Annotated in this window: 15 protein-coding genes; 10 read left to right on the top strand and 5 right to left on the bottom strand. The window is 64.3% G+C overall.

Going from position 1 to position 16,417, the window contains the following annotated elements:
• Positions 1-48: 48 nt before the first annotated feature.
• On the bottom strand, positions 49-1,017 hold the full coding sequence (locus LRS11_RS04500; protein ID WP_260495710.1) for a GGDEF domain-containing protein: 969 nt from the start codon (positions 1,015-1,017) through the stop codon (positions 49-51).
• Positions 1,018-1,329: 312 nt separating this feature from the next.
• Between LRS11_RS04500 and oscA the strand changes: the two genes are divergently transcribed.
• The 6 genes from oscA (at position 1,330) to LRS11_RS04530 (ending at position 6,382) form a co-directional block, all read left to right on the top strand.
• Positions 1,330-1,512: a sulfur starvation response protein OscA gene (gene oscA / locus LRS11_RS04505; RefSeq protein ID WP_260495711.1), complete on the top strand. Its 183-nt coding sequence runs from the start codon at positions 1,330-1,332 to the stop codon at positions 1,510-1,512.
• A 100-nt stretch (positions 1,513-1,612) separates the two neighbouring features.
• Entirely contained in the window at positions 1,613-2,611 is a 999-nt protein-coding gene (locus LRS11_RS04510) for a sulfate ABC transporter substrate-binding protein (protein WP_260495712.1), read from the top strand.
• 139 nt (positions 2,612-2,750) lie between these two features.
• A complete protein-coding gene (gene cysT / locus LRS11_RS04515) occupies positions 2,751-3,569 on the top strand; it encodes a sulfate ABC transporter permease subunit CysT (protein WP_260495713.1) in 819 nt (272 codons plus the stop codon).
• A 9-nt stretch (positions 3,570-3,578) separates the two neighbouring features.
• Complete coding sequence (gene cysW, locus LRS11_RS04520) at positions 3,579-4,451, top strand: sulfate ABC transporter permease subunit CysW (protein ID WP_260495714.1); 873 nt, start codon at positions 3,579-3,581, stop codon at positions 4,449-4,451.
• Positions 4,452-4,454: 3 nt separating this feature from the next.
• A complete protein-coding gene (locus LRS11_RS04525; RefSeq protein WP_260495715.1) occupies positions 4,455-5,444 on the top strand; it encodes a sulfate/molybdate ABC transporter ATP-binding protein in 990 nt (329 codons plus the stop codon).
• Positions 5,445-5,659: 215 nt separating this feature from the next.
• A complete protein-coding gene (locus LRS11_RS04530; RefSeq protein ID WP_260495716.1) occupies positions 5,660-6,382 on the top strand; it encodes a hypothetical protein in 723 nt (240 codons plus the stop codon).
• Positions 6,383-6,837: 455 nt separating this feature from the next.
• Here the strand turns inward: LRS11_RS04530 and LRS11_RS04535 are convergent, their stop codons facing one another.
• Positions 6,838-7,362 (bottom strand): DUF962 domain-containing protein, encoded by a 525-nt coding sequence (locus LRS11_RS04535; RefSeq protein WP_260495717.1) that lies wholly within the window; start codon positions 7,360-7,362, stop codon positions 6,838-6,840.
• Between the two features lie 94 nt (positions 7,363-7,456).
• Here LRS11_RS04535 and LRS11_RS04540 point away from each other — a divergent pair, with 94 nt between their 5' ends.
• Both LRS11_RS04540 and LRS11_RS04545 read left to right on the top strand, forming a co-directional pair.
• Positions 7,457-8,146, top strand: coding sequence for a Crp/Fnr family transcriptional regulator (locus LRS11_RS04540; protein ID WP_260495718.1), 690 nt, complete (start codon positions 7,457-7,459; stop codon positions 8,144-8,146).
• 102 nt (positions 8,147-8,248) lie between these two features.
• Entirely contained in the window at positions 8,249-11,140 is a 2,892-nt protein-coding gene (locus LRS11_RS04545) for an EAL domain-containing protein (protein ID WP_260495719.1), read from the top strand.
• Here LRS11_RS04545 and LRS11_RS04550 read toward each other — a convergent pair.
• Positions 11,127-12,344 (bottom strand): response regulator, encoded by a 1,218-nt coding sequence (locus tag LRS11_RS04550; RefSeq protein WP_260495720.1) that lies wholly within the window; start codon positions 12,342-12,344, stop codon positions 11,127-11,129. The genes LRS11_RS04545 and LRS11_RS04550 overlap by 14 nt on opposite strands.
• A 167-nt stretch (positions 12,345-12,511) precedes the next feature.
• Positions 12,512-13,078, bottom strand: coding sequence for a TetR/AcrR family transcriptional regulator (locus tag LRS11_RS04555; RefSeq protein WP_260495721.1), 567 nt, complete (start codon positions 13,076-13,078; stop codon positions 12,512-12,514).
• Positions 13,079-13,168: 90 nt separating this feature from the next.
• Between LRS11_RS04555 and LRS11_RS04560 the strand changes: the two genes are divergently transcribed.
• Positions 13,169-13,909 (top strand): SDR family oxidoreductase, encoded by a 741-nt coding sequence (locus tag LRS11_RS04560; protein ID WP_260495722.1) that lies wholly within the window; start codon positions 13,169-13,171, stop codon positions 13,907-13,909.
• 164 nt (positions 13,910-14,073) lie between these two features.
• On the top strand, positions 14,074-14,667 hold the full coding sequence (locus tag LRS11_RS04565; RefSeq protein WP_260495723.1) for a 2-hydroxychromene-2-carboxylate isomerase: 594 nt from the start codon (positions 14,074-14,076) through the stop codon (positions 14,665-14,667).
• A 346-nt stretch (positions 14,668-15,013) separates the two neighbouring features.
• Here the strand turns inward: LRS11_RS04565 and gabT are convergent, their stop codons facing one another.
• Positions 15,014-16,294: a 4-aminobutyrate--2-oxoglutarate transaminase gene (gabT, locus tag LRS11_RS04570; protein WP_260495724.1), complete on the bottom strand. Its 1,281-nt coding sequence runs from the start codon at positions 16,292-16,294 to the stop codon at positions 15,014-15,016.
• Between the last annotated feature and the right edge of the window lie 123 nt (positions 16,295-16,417).

Genomic DNA, 16,417 nt, shown 5'->3' on the forward strand with positions numbered 1-16,417 from the left:
GCAATGCGTTGTGGCGCGGCAAGAAGACTCGTCAACACGTTCGCTACCTCACCCCAGCACGATGCAATTCTTGCCGTTGTGCTTGGCCTGGTACATGGCCTCATCGGCGCGCGCGTAGAGCGCTTCGAGGTTGTCATCCGGGCCCAGGCTGGTGAGGCCCTGGCTGATGGTCACGCCGAAGGTCTGCTCAGCGGCGGTGAAGCTCAGGCGCTGCACCTCGCGCTGCAGACGCTCGGCCATCTGCCTGGCCTGCTGGGCATCGCAGCCGGGAAAAATAGCGGCGAACTCCTCGCCGCCGATGCGCCCGAACAGGTCGTCGCGGCGCAGCACATAGGCGCCGCAGTGGGCGATGCGTTGCAGCACGCGGTCGCCGGTCTGGTGGCCGTGGCTGTCGTTGATCTTCTTGAAATCGTCGATATCGAACAGCAGGAAGGCCAACTCGTGACCATTGCCGCGCGCCTGCTCCAGGGCCCGCTCGGCGCTCTCGAAGAAGTAGCGGCGGTTGTGGATGCCGGTCAGCACGTCGGTGGTGGCCAGGCGGTGCAGCTCGCCCTGCAGTTGCTTCTTCTCGGTGATGTCCTCGGCAATGCCGACGATCAGTGGTTGGCCCTCGGGGGTGCTGCGCGGGCTGACGAAGCACTTGTCGCTGAGCCAGCGGATCTGCCCGTCGCCACGGATGATGCGGTATTCACGCTGTTCCACCGCGCCGGCTTCGAGCACGGCGGCCAGGCTCTGTGCGGCGTACTCCATGTCGTCTGGGTAGATGCTGTTGAGCCACTCGCCGTAGTCGCTCATCAGCAGGGCGGCCGAGCGGCCAAATACGTTTTCATAGGCCGGGCTGACGTAGACCACCCGCTGCTGCTGCCAGTCGAAAGCCCACAGCACCACGTTGACGCTGCCCAGCAGGCTGCTGACCAGCTGCTCGCGCTCGCGCAAGCGCTCGACCTCGCCGCGGCTGTGCAGCAGGGCGAGGGTCAGGGTTTCCAGTTCGCTCGGCGCTTGGCTGTTGTCGTCCATGAAGTCATCTCCTGACTACCTGCTCATAGACTATGCCCCACGGTAGAGCCTGGCGATGGGGAGAAACCGATGATGTGACGAGTGGCAGAAAATCCGTCAACTCAGTCAGGAACCAGACACCGTCGCACATGCAGATTGGCAAGACAGGGCCACTGAAGCATTACGGGAGCCAGTAGAAGCAGAATTGCTTAGGCAATTAAGGAATATATAAATCATTAAATATTCTTTTTAAGCATATTCGATCTACCCCTACTATCCGCTCCACGCCCACCACCCATCCTCGGTAAGGGCACCTTTGCATAGGAGCGAATCATGAGCGCCACTCTCAGAAGCGTCGAAGGCCAGGACGAAGCCAGCATCCTGCGCGAGATCCAGGCAGCCCTGCAGGGCCTGCGTTTTGGTGCGGTGGAAATCACCATCCACAACGCCCAGGTCGTGCAGATCGAGCGCAAGGAAAAATTCCGCCTGCAGGCCTCGGCCAGCAAACAAGCCTGATCACCTAACGAACAGCCCGACTGGACAACCAGAGGGTGCACTGAACCTGAAACCAACAATACCTACACGCCAACACCGCAGAATTCTCAGGAGCACCACCATGTCCATTCGCCGTTTCGCCCTGGCCGCTCTGGCCTCCGCCCTGATCGCCGGCCCAGCCACTGCCGCTACGGAAATCCTCAACGTGTCCTACGACCCGACCCGTGAGCTGTATCAGGAGTTCAACGCCGCCTTCAACAAGCACTGGACCGCCCAGGGCAAGGAAGCGGTGACCGTGCAGCAATCCCACGGCGGCTCCGGCAAGCAGGCCCGCGCAGTGATCGACGGCCTGCGTGCCGACGTGGTGACCCTGGCCCTGGCCGGCGATATCGACGAACTGAACAAGCTCGGCAAGCTGATCCCGGCGGACTGGCAGAGCCGCCTGCCGCAATCGAGCACGCCTTACACCTCGACCATCGTGTTCCTGGTGCGCAAGGGCAACCCGCAAGGCATCAAGGACTGGGATGACCTGGTCAAGCCGGGCGTGGAAGTGATCACCCCCAACCCGAAAACCTCTGGCGGTGCACGCTGGAACTTCCTCGCCGCCTGGGCCTTCGCCCAACAGAAGTACGGCAGCGAAGCCAAGGCCCAGGAATTCGTCGAGAAGCTGTACAAGAACGTCCCGGTGCTGGACACCGGCGCCCGCGGTTCGACCATCACCTTCGTCAACAACCAGATCGGCGACGTACTGCTGGCCTGGGAAAACGAAGCCTTCCTGGCGCTGAAAGAACAGGGTGGTGACCAGTTCGAGATCGTCGCACCGAGCCTGTCGATCCTCGCCGAGCCGCCGGTAGCCGTGGTCGACAAGAACGTCGACAAGAAAGGTACCCGTGAAGTGGCCACCGCCTACCTCAACTACCTGTACAGCGAAGAAGGCCAGCGCATCGCCGCGAAGAACTTCTACCGCCCGCGTAACGAAGCGGTCGCCGCCGAGTACGCCAAGCAGTTCCCGCAACTGAAGCTGGTGACCATCGACAAGGACTTCAACGGTTGGAAAACCGCACAGCCGAAGTTCTTCAACGACGGCGGCATCTTCGACCAGATCTATCAGGCGCAGTAGGTCGTCGTCCGTAGGGTGGATCGCGCTCCACCGATCCGCCATCGACCTCCGCGAGGCCCGCTGGTGGAAGTGAAAAGCGACTTCCACCCTACACGCGGCACGTCATTCCTTCGTCGCAAAACCAGCCAAGGCCAAAATCATGTCACGCCGCATTTCCCCCGTCATACCCGGCTTCGGGCTGACGCTGGGCTACACCCTGGTGTACCTCAGCCTGTTGGTGCTGATTCCCCTGGGTGCCATGTTTGTCCACGCCGCCCAGCTCAGCTGGGGCGAATTCTGGGCCATCATCTCCGCACCGCGGGTGCTGGCCGCACTGAAACTCAGCTTCGCCACCGCCTTCGCCGCCGCCGTGATCAACGGCATCATCGGCACCCTGCTGGCCTGGGCCCTGGTGCGCTACACCTTCCCCGGCCGCAAGGTCATCGATGCGATGATCGACCTGCCGTTCGCCTTGCCCACCGCCGTGGCCGGCATCGCCCTCACCGCGCTGTATGCCCCGGCCGGCCCGGTCGGGCAGATCGCCACCTGGCTCGGCTTCAAGATCGCCTACACACCGCTGGGCATCACCCTGGCGCTGACCTTCGTGACCCTGCCGTTCGTGGTGCGCACCCTGCAGCCGGTACTCGCCGACATCCCCCGTGAAGTCGAGGAAGCCGCCGCCTGCCTGGGCGCCAAGCCGCTGCAGGTGTTCCGCCATATCCTCGTACCGGCGCTGCTGCCGGCCTGGCTGACCGGCTTCGCCCTGGCCTTCGCCCGCGGCGTCGGCGAGTACGGCTCGGTCATTTTTATTGCCGGCAATATGCCGATGAAGACCGAGATCCTGCCGCTGCTGATCATGGTCAAGCTCGATCAGTACGACTACACCGGCGCCACAGCCATCGGCGTGCTGATGCTGGTGGTCTCCTTCATCCTGCTGCTGCTGATCAACCTGCTGCAGCGCCGTATCGAAAAGCCCTGAGGAGCCGCCATGACATCTATTACCCTCAGTGCTGCCGCCAGCGCCAATGCCGCCCGCCGCGGCAGCCGCGCCGGTCGCATCGCCCTGATCCTCGGCGCCTGGCTAGCCTTCGTGGTGTTTCTCCTGCTGCCGCTGCTGGTGGTGTTGAGTGAGGCGCTCAAGCTCGGCCTGGGCACCTTCTTCACCGCGCTGATCGAGCCGGATGCGCTGTCCGCACTGAAACTGACCCTGCTCGCCGTGGGCATCGCGGTGCCACTCAACCTGGTGTTCGGCGCGGCCGCCGCCTGGTGCGTGAGCAAGTACGAGTTCCGCGGCAAGAGCATCCTGGTGACCCTGATCGACCTGCCGTTTTCGGTCTCGCCGGTGATCGCCGGCCTGATCTACGTGCTGCTGTTCGGCGCCCAGGGCTTCTTCGGCGAGTGGCTGCAGGAGCGCGACATCCAGATCATCTTCGCCCTGCCGGGCATCGTCCTGGCCACGGTGTTTGTCACCGTGCCCTTCGTCGCCCGCGAACTGATCCCGCTGATGCAGGAACAGGGCACCCAGGAAGAAGAAGCCGCGCGCCTGCTCGGCGCCAACGGCTGGCAGATGTTCTGGCACGTGACCCTGCCCAACATCAAATGGGGCCTGATCTACGGCGTGGTGCTGTGCGCCGCGCGGGCCATGGGCGAGTTCGGCGCGGTGTCGGTGGTGTCCGGGCATATCCGTGGCTACACCAACACCCTGCCGCTGCATGTCGAGATTCTCTACAACGAATACAACCACGTCGCCGCGTTCAGCGTGGCCAGCCTGCTGCTGGCCCTGGCCCTGATCATCCTGCTGCTCAAGCAGTGGAGCGAAGCGCGTCTGTCCCGCCTCAAATCGAATGCCGACGAGGAATAAGCCATGAGCATCGAAATCCGTAACGTCAGCAAGAATTTCGGCGCCTTCCGCGCGCTCAACGACATCAACCTGGACATCAACAGCGGCGAACTGGTGGCCCTGCTCGGCCCCTCCGGCTGCGGCAAGACCAGCCTGCTGCGGATCATCGCCGGCCTGGAAACCCCGGACAACGGCAGCATCCAGTTCCATGGCGAAGACGTATCGCGCCACGACGTGCGTGATCGCAACGTCGGTTTCGTGTTCCAGCACTACGCCCTGTTCCGCCACATGACGGTGTTCGACAACGTCGCCTTCGGCCTGCGCATGAAGCCCAAGGGCGAGAAGCCCAGCGAGCCCGAGATCGCCGAACGCGTGCATGAGCTGCTCGGCATGGTCCAGCTCGACTGGCTGGCCGACCGCTACCCGGAACAGCTGTCCGGCGGCCAGCGCCAGCGCATCGCCCTGGCCCGCGCCCTGGCGGTCAAACCCAAGGTGCTGCTGCTCGACGAACCCTTCGGAGCCCTCGACGCCAAGGTGCGCAAGGAGCTACGCCGCTGGCTCGCGCGCCTGCACGAGGAAGTGCATCTGACCTCGGTGTTCGTCACCCACGACCAGGAAGAAGCCATGGAAGTGGCCGACCGCATCGTGGTGATGAACAAGGGCGTGATCGAGCAGATCGGCACGCCGGGCGAAGTTTACGAGAAGCCGGCGAGCGACTTCGTCTACCACTTCCTCGGCGATTCCAACCGCCTGCATATCAGCGAGGACCAGCACCTGCTGTTCCGTCCGCACGAGATCTCGCTGTCGCGCCTGGCAGTGGCCGAGCACCAGAGCGCCGAAGTGCGCGATATCCGTCCGCTCGGCGCGATCACCCGGGTGACCCTCAAGGTCAACGGCCAGGACGAGCTGATCGAAGCGGAAGTGGTCAAGGATCACGACAGCCTGAACGGGCTGATCCGTGGTGAAACCCTCTATTTCAAGCCCAAGGTCTGGCAGGCGCAGTCCGCTCGCTAACCCCGGTAGCACAGGCAGAGCCGCAACGGCTCTGCGGCGCCAGAATTGCGACGCAAATCACTCTTTTGGCTCATCCTTTGCTATGACAAGCACAGTAGGCTGTTGCCACTGCGCGGTGGCTGCTCTTTGCCGACGATCCCGCGGTTCACAAGAATAATAAGGAGTACCACGGCATGATCCGTAACCCTTTGATTGCTAGATTTTTTCTTCTCTGTATGGGGCTTTTGACGCTGCTCTCTGCACAAGCCTCCTCCGCCCAGATGACGGCGGCCGAACAGGTTCAGGTTTTTGCCAGCCGCGCCACCGGCAGCCTGCTGCTGCTGCGCGGCGAGGGCTTCCAGGAGGCCCATCTGGCGCGTCTGGAGAAGGATATCGTTGATCTGGAAGCGGCATCCCAGAATGCCATGAGCGCCAGCTCGGAAATTCCCGGATTGACAACCAAACTTGTTACCCAGTTACGCCTAGGTGTTTCCTTTGGCCCCAACGAAGACAACGTGCCATGGCGTTATCCGGAAGAACTGGCCCAAGCCCTGCGTGACCTGCTCACCGTGGCCCGCGCAGTACCCGGCGCCACTGCAGAAGGCGAACTGCCAGGCAAGGTCGAATACCTCGCCGTGCAGTACCTGAGCCGCTCCTACATCGGCACCTTCGAGATTGCCCGCGAGCAGCCGGACAACTACATCGGCCAGGACGAGCGCGTGCTGGTACCGGACATCGACGCAGAAATGAAGAACCTCGACGACAAGAGCAACCCGGCCCTGGCCAAGCTCAAAACCCGCTGGAACTTCCTGCGCGCCGCCCTGCTCGACATGAACAGCCAGAGCAACGCCCTGGCCAGCGCCTCCGGCCGCGCCTTTGCACCGACCACCGTGGACCGCCATGCGCGCTCGCTGAGCAGCCAGTGGATGGCCATCAACGCGGTCGAACCAGCGCCCTGACAGCAGGCGCAACGGAACCTTCAAGCCGGGCCAATGCCCGGCTTTTTCATGCCTGTGTATCCGTTAACTGCTGCCCCGAGCAGCCACCTTGAGAGTCTGTTTCGGATATCAGAAATGTCCCTCTACCGCCTGGAAGACTGCGGGGTGCAGGGGGTGAAGCCAAACCCTCTCCGAGAATGGGAGAGGGGAGCAAAGCGCTAAAGTTGTAGCCCGGATGCAACCCGGGAAACAGGCAGCTCCGCGCCCTGCTCACTAAAGAAAAAACGCCCGCCTGGCTCGGCACCAGGCGGGCGTTTGCATAAGGGGCGCGGCTCAGAACCTGTTTACGATCTTTTGGGCTAGAGCCAGACAAGGCAAAAACAGCCGAGGAAGCGGAGTTTACGAGCTGTAAATGAGCATTCCGAGGCTGTTTTTAACGCCGTATGGCCGACGGCCAGGAGATCGTTAACAGGTTCTCAGGCCAGGGCTTTGCCCGGGCGGATACAGGTCGGCCCGGCGCGCTGCTCCACGGCCTGGCGCACTTCATCGCGCAGGCCGCAGAGGAAGGCCAGCTCGGCCACCACGAACAGCGGGCCAACCACCAGGCCCATCAGGTCGTCGACAAAGGCCGGCTTGCGCCCCTCGTAGTAGTGGCCAATGAACTGGATGATCCAGCCGACCACGAACAGGCCCAGGCCGGCGCTCAGCCAGACCAGGGTGCTCTGCTGCGCCAGCGCCGCGCCGGCCCACAGGCACAGCGCCAGCAAGGCGGCCATCAGCAGGCCGAAACGCAGGTCCAGACGCAGGTAGAAGACGCCGGCGGCGACTGCCGTGAGCAGCGCCGGCGACAACCACAGGCCGGCAAGTTCGAAACCGGGGCGCGACAACAGCACGGCGACGGCCACCACAATCAATGGAATACCGATGAAGTGGCTGAAGATGTTGCGCCGGTCGCGGTGGTACTCGGCGTACTGACCAAGGTGATCGACAAGGGACTTCATCGGCTATCTCCGCAATAATTCAGGCAGGTTGATCGATAATGGCCCTGTACCGTCGATTGCCTCTGTCAGCTAGCCGACAAACCCAGGAGACGCGATGCCCAGCCCCAACACCCTGCGCCAGCAACTGCTCGCCGGGCACTGGTTCAGCCACCTGCCCGCCGCCCTGCAACAAGCCCTGCTCGACCAAGCCAGCGAGCGCCAGCTGGGTGCTGGACAGCGTCTGTTCCGCCGCGGCGATCCGCCCTGCGGCCTGTATGCCGTGCTCGACGGGGCGATCCGCGTGGGCGCGGTCAATCGCGATGGCAAGGAAGCGCTGCTGACCCTGGTCGAGCCGCCCTACTGGTTTGGCGAGATTTCCCTGTTCGACGGCCAGCCACGCACCCATGACGCCTACGCCGAGGGCCCGACCCGCCTGCTGCAGGTGCCGCAAAGCGCACTGCTGGCGCTGCTCGAACAGCAGCCGCACTACTGGCGCGAGTTCGCCCTGCTGATGAGCCAGAAGCTGCGCCTGGCGTTTATCGCCTTGGAGGAGATGAGCCTGCTGCCGGCGGCACCACGCCTGGCCCGACGCCTGCTGCTGATCACCGAGGGTTATGGCGAGACCGGCCCGCGGCGGGTGATCCACCTGGCCCAGGAACAGCTTGCCTTGATGTTGGCGCTGTCGCGGCAGACCACCAACCAGATCCTCAAGGAACTGGAAGCCCGCGGCGCCCTGCGCCTGAACTACGGCGAGATCGAAATCCTCGACCTGGAGTGCCTGCGTCAAGTTGCGCAAATCGACTAGTGGCGCAAGGCCAATAGCGACAGCCTCGGCTAAGCTTGCCTAGGGTCGCCATCGGGCCCACCTCACCGCTTCCATCCATTCTCCTGCGCTCAGGTGCCATGCATGCCATTTGCTGTTCGCTGGCTGAAACCTGTGTTGAGCCTGCTGTTGCTCACCTGCCTGATGGCCACTGCGCGCGCCGAATTACCGCTCAATCAGCTGTGGTCCAAGCCGGACGCTAGCGCCCTGCACGTGCGCCTGCTGGAGGAGCCACAGGGCCAGTGGGATGTGCGCGAAGCCCGCGTGCGCCTGCTCAGCGCTGGCAGTACCTTTACCCGCACGCCATCCCTGGGCTGGAGCGCCAGCACCTGGTGGCTCGGCATGCGCCTGAGCGGCGTGCCCGGCCAGCGCGATTACCTGTGGCTGGACCATACCTATCTGGATGACGTGCAGTTGTGGGTGTTCAGCAACGACCAGCTGCAGTTGTACCGGCAGACTGGCGATACCCTGCCCTTTGCCCGCCGCGATGAGCCGCTACGGGCTTTCCTGCTACCACTGCCAACCCACGGCACTGGCGAGCTGGAAGTGATACTGCGGGTGCGCAGCAGCTCGTCGATCAGCCTGCCGCTGAAACTGATACCCGCCGAGCAGAAGAGCCAGTTACTGGCCAGCAGCTGGCTGGGCAACGGCCTGATCGTCGGCGCACTGCTGGTGATGGCGCTGTTTCACCTGCTCAAGTTCGTCTCCGTGCGCGAGCGCAGCCTGGGTTACTACTGCGCCACCATTCTCAGCGTGGCCTGGTACAGCGCGGCAATCAACGACCTGACCAGCCTGCTGCTCTGGCCACACTGGCCGGCCATGGCGCTGTTCGAGATCAATATCAGCGGCGCCCTCACCCTGATTTTCAGCACCCTGTTCATCAGCACCTCGCTCAAACTCGACCAGCGTCCGGTACGCTGGCTGCGCAATGCCCTGTTGCTGATCCTGGTCAGCGCACAGCTGTGGGTGCAGCTGAGCCCGGGGCAGCACCTGCCAGCCGCCGTTTTCAATCAGCTGATGCTCGCCACCGGCCTTTTCCAGCTGGCCCTGACCCTCTTCGCCCTGCACCTGCGCCGCCCCTATGCCGGCTGGTTCGCCCTGTTCTGGGGTGCCGCCATCCTGCTCATGCTGCTGCTCTCGCTGAGCCGCAGCGCCGTAATCCCGCGCAGCGCATTGGTCGACACCCTGCATGCCTGGCTGCCGGTGATCAGCGTGTTCCTCTTCGGCGTGCTCAACGGCCGCCAGCTCGACCATGTGCGCAAGGCCCTGCTGGCTTCGCAGGGCCAGGCCATCGTCAACCTGGAGCAATACCGCGCGCTGTTCCGCAATGCCGCCGAAGGCATCTTCCGCTGCAACCTGCAGGGGGTGTTGCTGGAGAGCAACCCGAGCTTCCTGCGCCTGCTCAATCTGGGCAACGGGCAGAGCACGCAGCTGCAGGGCCAACCCATGTACAACCTGATTGCCAGTAACGACTGGCAGCGCCTGCGTGCCCAACTCAGCCCCGCGCAACCCACCGCCAGTGGCGAAGTGCAGCTGCTGGCCTGTGGTGGCCAAGTGCGCTGGGTGCATCTGTCGCTGCACGAACAGCGCGAGCAGCATTGCATCGAAGGCATCGTCGTCGACCTCAGCGAACGACGCGCCCTGGAGCAGCGCCTGGCCAACCTGGCGGCGCACGACTCGCTGACCGGGCTGATCAACCGCCGCGAGCTGGAGCGTCTGCTGCAAGAGAGCCTGCAGCGGCATGGCCGGCACTTCAGCCACCTGCTGTTTCTCGACCTCGACCAGTTCAAGCAGGTCAACGACCTCTGCGGCCACTCCGCCGGCGACCAGTTGCTGCGCCAACTGTCCAGCTACCTGCTCGGCCGCCTGCCCAGCACCAGCGAGCTGGCGCGTATCGGTGGCGACGAGTTCGCCGTGCTGCTGACTGGCACGGACACCCAGCAGGCCCTGCTCCAGGCCGAGCACCTGCGCGAAGCCGTGGCCCAGTTCGTGTTCAGCTACGACGGCCGGCCGTTCTCCCTGTACGCCAGCATCGGCGTGCTGGAACTGGACTCCGGCGTGGATGACTGGGAAATGGCGCTGAACTGGGCCGACAACGCCAGTCACATGGCCAAGGCCCAGGGGCGCAACCGCGTGCACCTGTTCAACCCGGCGGACGGCGCCCTGCTCGAACACCAGCGCCAGCTGCAATGGATCAACCGCCTGCGCGAAGCCATTGAACAAGAGCATTTCGAGCTGTTCTACCAACCGGTGCAGGCGTTGCAGCACAGCGAAAGCGGCTGGCATTACGAGGTACTGCTGCGCTACCGCGACCCGCAGTCAGGCGAATGGATCGCCCCGGGGCAGTTCTTCGCGGCCGCCGAGCGCTATGGCTTCCTCGCCGAAATCGATCGCTGGGTGCTGCGCCGCTACTGCCAGTGGCTGGGGCAGAATCCGCAGCATGCGGCGCACCTGCAACAGGTCAATCTCAACCTCAGCGCGCCCTCGCTGCTCGACCCCGAGTTCCACCACCTGCTCGACGAACTGCTGGATAACCAGCGTCTGCCGGCCGGCAAGCTGTGCCTGGAAATCACCGAGATGGTCGCCCTGGCCGAGCTGGGCACCTCGGCCAGCTGGATCGAACGGCTGCGCAGCCGGGGCATCAAGGTGGCGCTGGATGACTTCGGCAGCGGCTTCGCCTCCTACGCCTACCTGCGCCACCTGCCGCTGGACCTGCTGAAGATCGACGGCACCTTCATCCTCGGCATCGAGCGCGACCCGATCAACCGCGCCATGGTCAGCTCCATGGTGCAGATCGCCCGGCAACTGGGTTTGCAGACGGTGGCCGAGTTCGTCGAGAACAGCGCGGGCCTGGAATGCCTGCGCGAGTTGGGGATCGACTTCGCCCAAGGCTATTTCATCGACCAGCCCAAGCCGCTGGTGGAACTGGCCGACCAGGCGGTCGAGCGTTCGACGGCTCCGGTCAGTCGCGCCTGAACAGACTCGGCGGAACCTGGCCGAGCACGGCCGCCGACAGCCGCAACATACTCGCCGCACGGCACTCCTCCAGCTGCTCCGGGCCTTGATTGGCCGGCAGCGCGAGGAACTCAGCACTCAGGTTGAGCACCAGCGCCTCGCGGGAGAACACCCCGCTGCCCAGCGCATAAAAGGCCGCGATCAGTTCGCGCAGGCCGAATGGCAGGCGCCAGCGGATACGCAGGGCCGAACCGAAACCGGCGGCTCGTCGGCGCAAGGCCGTGTCGATCTGCTCATTGCCCAGCTCGCCGCCGGCATCCAGCCAATCCTGCAGGCTGCGTAGCAGGGCCAGCTCGCCAATGTTATGCAGCAGGCCGGCGGTGTAGCACAGCTCGTTATCCAGGCCCAGGCGCCCGGCCAACCAGTAGGCCAGCTCCGCGCTCTGCTGGGCCTGGCGACCCGCCAGCAGGGCCAGCTCGCTCAGGCGGGCATCCTGCAGCAAGGCATTGCGCTGCACGGCCAGGCCCAGCACCAGGTTCAGGCTGCGTGCCACACCCAGGCGCTGCAAGGCCTGGGACAGGGTCTGGCAGGCCACGCCACGGTGTTCGGCGCCACTGTTGGCGGCAGCGATCAGGCGCGCGGTGATCTGCGGATCACGCACAAACTCCTGCTCCAGTTCACCCAGGCTCAGTTCCGCCGCCTGCAGGCTGCGCGCCACCGCGTCGCGCAGGTCACCCAGCAGCGGCGCGCCCTGGCCTTCCTCACGCACGCTATCGAGGTATTCGTTGAGATCGCTGACCAGCAGTGGCTGGCGCGGCTGGGCGACGGCCACACCCGGCACCTGCAGCAGGCCTTGCAGGCGCTGGCGCAGGATTTCCGCGTTGAACGGCTTGGCCAGGTAGGCAGTCGGTGCCAGCGGCAGGGCCGCTCGCACGCTGCGCGCATCGGTGTGGCGGCTGATCAGAATGAAGGGCAAGACCGGGGTGCGCGGATGGCGGCGCACCTGGCGCAGCAACTCGACGCCGTCGAGCGCGGCCAGCTCACCATCGGCAATCACCAGGTCCGGCAGCCGGCGCCGGCAACGAGCCAGCGCCGCCTGGCCATCAGCGACCTTGGTCACCACGGCATCGCCGCGCACGTCGAGCACCAGCTGGGCAAGCAGATCGGCTGTCCAGGGGTTCGCTTCGGCAATCAGAATCTCCGGAGCAGCAACCGGGACAGTCATGGAAACCTCAAAAATGATGGCAAAATAGTGGCGTCAGGCGAAAGGCGCGCCAGTCTACGGATTGCCACTGGGCACGCCAGAGTAATCCGACGGGATGTTGAGCCTCCCGTCAGGTTAACCCGCCAGCAATTCGATTAGCGAGAGCGCAAGGCTCTATTGCGCCACTTTCAGCTCGATGCCTGGTTCAAACTGGCGTTCAGCCAGGCCTTACTGGCATCCAGGACTTCTTCCTGGCGCTGCTCCGTGGCCAGCATGCGCGCCACCACCAGCGCGCCAACGCACTGGGCGAGAATCGCCCAAGCCAGTTCGCCACTGCCCAGCACCTCGCTCCAGGCCTGTTGTAGGCGCACCAGCCAGTGCTCGGCCTGCTCGCGCACGACGAGGTCGGCGCGGGCGATCTCGGCACCCAGGGTGGGAATGGCGCAGCCGCTGTCCGCATGCTGCACATGGGCCATGCTCAGGTAGCGCTCCAGGCAGCGCTGCAGCTTGGCGCGGCTGGCGTCAGCGCTGTCACCGAGCCGAGCCGCGCTGTGGCTCAGTTCGCGTTCGACGATGGCGCTGAACAGGTCGTTCTTCGACGGAAAGTGGCTGTAGAACGCCCCGCCGGTCAGGCCGATGGCCTTCATCAGGCTGTCCACACCCGCCGCGGAAAAGCCGCCCTGCTTGGCAATGGCGCCACTGCTCTGCAACAGCTTCTCGCGGGTCTGGGCCTTGTGCTCGGCTGAATAGCGCATGGGGGTCTCCGCTGCTAAACCTGCTTGACGATGCCGCAAGCGTAGCATAACGTTCGTTTAACTAACGATCGTTTAGTAAAGGTGAAATCCATGAGCACGCAGAACAACGACAACAAAGTGGTACTGGTGATCGGTGCCGGCGACGCCACCGGCGGGGCCATCGCCAAGCGTTTCGCCCGCGAAGGCTATATCGCCTGCGTGACCCGGCGCAGCGCCGACAAGCTGCAGCCGCTGGTCGATGAAATCCGCGCCGCCGGCGGCCAGGCCCATGGCTTCGCCTCGGATGCGCGCAAGGAGGAAGAGGTCGCCGCACTGGTCGAGCAGATCGAGAGCAGCATCGGCCCGATCGAGGCCTTCGTCTTCAACATCGGCGCCAACGTGCCGTGCAGCATCCTCGAAGAGACCGCGCGCAAATACTTCAAGATCTGGGAGATGGCCTGCTTCTCCGCCTTCCTCACCGCCCAGGCGGTAGCGCGGCGCATGGTCACCCGTGGCCGTGGCACCATCCTGTTCACCGGCGCCACTGCCGGCCTGCGCGGTGCCTCGCACTTCGCCGCCTTCGCCGGCGCCAAGCACGGCGTGCGCGCCTTGGCGCAGAGCATGGCGCGCGAGCTGGGCCCGCGGAACATCCACGTCGGCCACGTGGTGGTGGATGGTGCCATCGACACCGCCTTTATCCGCGACAGCTTCCCCGAGATGTACGCGCGCAAGGAGCAGGACGGTATCCTCAATCCCGAACATATCGCCGACAACTACTGGTTCCTGCATGCCCAGCCACGCGATGCCTGGACCTTTGAACTCGATCTGCGCCCCTGGATGGAAAAATGGTGACTTGCATCGACCCGCTGCGCGACGCCCAGGCGTTGTTGGCGAAGCGGTGCGAAATGCTCATTGGCAGCAGCCAACTGCGCTTTCTCCCCACTTCGCCGCCTAGCCTGAGCGCCGCTCGCTGGGTCGCGGAACCTCGCTAGAACAATCACAAGAGAGAGCCATTCATGAGCAAATCCGTCGAGTTCTACTTCGACTTCGGCAGCCCCACCACCTACCTGGCCTGGACCCAGTTGCCGGCGCTCTGTGCCGCTGCGGATGCCGAGCTGGTGTACAAACCCATGCTGCTCGGTGGCGTGTTCCAGGCGACGAAAAACGCCTCGCCGATCACCATCCCGAGCAAGGGCCGCTTCATGCTCCAGGACCTGCAGCGCTTCGCCCGCCGCTACCAGGTGCCGATGCAGTTCAACCCGCACTTTCCGATCAACACCCTGGGCCTGATGCGCGGCGCGGTGGCGGTGCAACTGCGCATGCCGGAGCGCTTCGACGCCTATGTGGCGACGATATTCCGGGCGCTGTGGGTCGACGCGCTGAACCTTGGCGACTTGGCGGTGCTGGGCAAGGTGCTGAGCGAAGCCGGTTTCGATGCCCCGGCGCTGCTGGCGCTGACGGCCGAGCAGGAGGTCAAGGACCAACTCAAGGCCACCACCGAGGAAGCGGTAAAGCGCGGGGTATTCGGCGCGCCGAGCATGTTCGTCGGCAACGAGCTGTTCTTCGGCCAGGATCGTCTGGACTTTGTCGCGGAAGCGCTGCAGGCCTAAGAACCTATTTACGATCTCCTGGCCGTCGGCCATGCGGCGTTAAAAGCAGCCTCGGAATGCTCATTTACAACTGTAAACTCCGCTTCCTCGGCTGCTTTTGCCTTGCCTGGCTCTAGCCCAAAAGATCGTAAACAGGCTCTTCGCGATGCCCGCGTTGGTAGCCCGGATGCAATCCGGGGAGGGAGCTGCCTGCTTCCCGGATTGCATCCGGGCTACGGCTGAGCCAACTATTCGCCAGGCAAAAAAAGACCCGCTTGCGCGGGCCTTGAAGAAACGCCTGGCCTGGTGAGCTTCAGGCGGATTCTGTGAGGCTTCCAACGGGGAGGAGGAAGCCTCGGCAGAGCAGTTACGCCAGTTCGTCGAAGCACTCGGCCACAATGGCCAGGCCTTTTTCCAGCTGGGCATCGGGGATGGTGACCGGCATGAGGAAACGCACCACGTTGTAGTAGGTGCCGCACGACAGCAGGATCAGCCCCTTGTCGCGCGCCTTGGCAACGATCTTGCCGGTCAGCTCGGCGGCCGGCTTGTTGGCGTCGCCGCCTTCGAACAGCTCGATGGCGATCATCGAACCCAGGCCGCGCACGTCACCGATGACCTTGTGCTTGGCCGCGATCTCACGCAGGCCGGCCTTGAGCTTTTCGCCCACGGCTTGGCTGCGCTCCAGCAGCTTCTCTTCGTCGAACACTTTCAGCACGGCCAGGGCCGCGGCGCAGGCGATCGGGCTGCCGGCATAGGTGCCGCCCAGGCCGCCGGGAGCGATGGCGTCCATGATCTCGGCCTTGCCGCACACGCCGGAGATCGGGAAACCGCCGCCGACCGATTTGGCGAAGGTGGTCAGGTCCGGCACGATGCCCAGTTGCTCGCTGGCGAAGAAGGTGCCGGTACGGCCGGCGCCGGTCTGTACTTCGTCGGCGATCAGCAGGATGCCGTGCTGGTCGCACAGGGCGCGCAGACGCTTCATGAAGGCCGGCGAGTTGACGTAGAAACCACCTTCGCCCTGCACCGGCTCGATGATGATGGCGGCGATGTCCTGGGGCTGCGCGTCGTTCTTGAAGATGCGCTCGATGCTGGCGATCGACTCGTCTTCGCTGACGCCGTGGATTTCGCACGGGGCGACGGCGCGGTACACGCCAGCGGGCATCAGGCCCATGCCGGCGGAGTACGGTACGACCTTGCCGGTCAGGCTCAGGGTCATCATGGTGCGGCCGTGGTAGGCGCCGGTGAAGGCGATCACGCCGACACGGCCGGTGGCGGCACGGGCGATCTTCACGGCGTTCTCGACGGCTTCGGAGCCGGAGGTGACCAGCAGGGTCTTCTTGGCGAAGTTGCCCGGCACGCGCTTGGCGATTTCTTCACACAGCTCGATGTAGGGCTCGTAGGCCAGCACCTGGAAGCAGGTGTGCGACAGCTTGGTCAGCTGCTCCTGCACGGCTGCCACCACTTTCGGGTGCAGGTGGCCGGTGTTAAGTACGGCGATACCACCGGCGAAGTCGATGTACTCGCGGCCTTCGACGTCCCACACGGTGGCGTTCTCGGCGCGCTCGGCGACGATCGGGTGGATTTGACCTACACCGCGCGGAACAGCGGCAGCACGGCGTTGCAGAATGGATTCGTTGGTCTTGCTCATGGTTTCCTCATCGACCGCTTGTGTTGGCGCGGCTTGGTCCAAGGATGATGACGATGGGGCGGGGCTTGGCAGCTAGCGATGATCGAACTGCCAAGCGCCTGCCGATTCGTCTGCAGGGTTCGC

The sequence above is a fragment of the Pseudomonas sp. J452 genome (assembly GCF_024666525.1).
In the GTDB taxonomy this organism is placed as follows: domain Bacteria; phylum Pseudomonadota; class Gammaproteobacteria; order Pseudomonadales; family Pseudomonadaceae; genus Aquipseudomonas.

Bases quoted from the DNA above. Each gene is read 5' to 3' on its own strand.
- LRS11_RS04500 (WP_260495710.1), bottom strand. From the start codon at position 1,017: ATGGACGACAACAGCCAAGCGCCGAGCGAACTGGAAACCCTGACCCTC.
- oscA (WP_260495711.1), top strand. From the start codon at position 1,330: ATGAGCGCCACTCTCAGAAGCGTCGAAGGCCAGGACGAAGCCAGCATC.
- LRS11_RS04510 (WP_260495712.1), top strand. From the start codon at position 1,613: ATGTCCATTCGCCGTTTCGCCCTGGCCGCTCTGGCCTCCGCCCTGATC.
- cysT (WP_260495713.1), top strand. From the start codon at position 2,751: ATGTCACGCCGCATTTCCCCCGTCATACCCGGCTTCGGGCTGACGCTG.
- cysW (WP_260495714.1), top strand. From the start codon at position 3,579: ATGACATCTATTACCCTCAGTGCTGCCGCCAGCGCCAATGCCGCCCGC.
- LRS11_RS04525 (WP_260495715.1), top strand. From the start codon at position 4,455: ATGAGCATCGAAATCCGTAACGTCAGCAAGAATTTCGGCGCCTTCCGC.
- LRS11_RS04530 (WP_260495716.1), top strand. From the start codon at position 5,660: ATGGGGCTTTTGACGCTGCTCTCTGCACAAGCCTCCTCCGCCCAGATG.
- LRS11_RS04535 (WP_260495717.1), bottom strand. From the start codon at position 7,362: ATGAAGTCCCTTGTCGATCACCTTGGTCAGTACGCCGAGTACCACCGC.
- LRS11_RS04540 (WP_260495718.1), top strand. From the start codon at position 7,457: ATGCCCAGCCCCAACACCCTGCGCCAGCAACTGCTCGCCGGGCACTGG.
- LRS11_RS04545 (WP_260495719.1), top strand. From the start codon at position 8,249: ATGCCATTTGCTGTTCGCTGGCTGAAACCTGTGTTGAGCCTGCTGTTG.
- LRS11_RS04550 (WP_260495720.1), bottom strand. From the start codon at position 12,344: ATGACTGTCCCGGTTGCTGCTCCGGAGATTCTGATTGCCGAAGCGAAC.
- LRS11_RS04555 (WP_260495721.1), bottom strand. From the start codon at position 13,078: ATGCGCTATTCAGCCGAGCACAAGGCCCAGACCCGCGAGAAGCTGTTG.
- LRS11_RS04560 (WP_260495722.1), top strand. From the start codon at position 13,169: ATGAGCACGCAGAACAACGACAACAAAGTGGTACTGGTGATCGGTGCC.
- LRS11_RS04565 (WP_260495723.1), top strand. From the start codon at position 14,074: ATGAGCAAATCCGTCGAGTTCTACTTCGACTTCGGCAGCCCCACCACC.
- gabT (WP_260495724.1), bottom strand. From the start codon at position 16,294: ATGAGCAAGACCAACGAATCCATTCTGCAACGCCGTGCTGCCGCTGTT.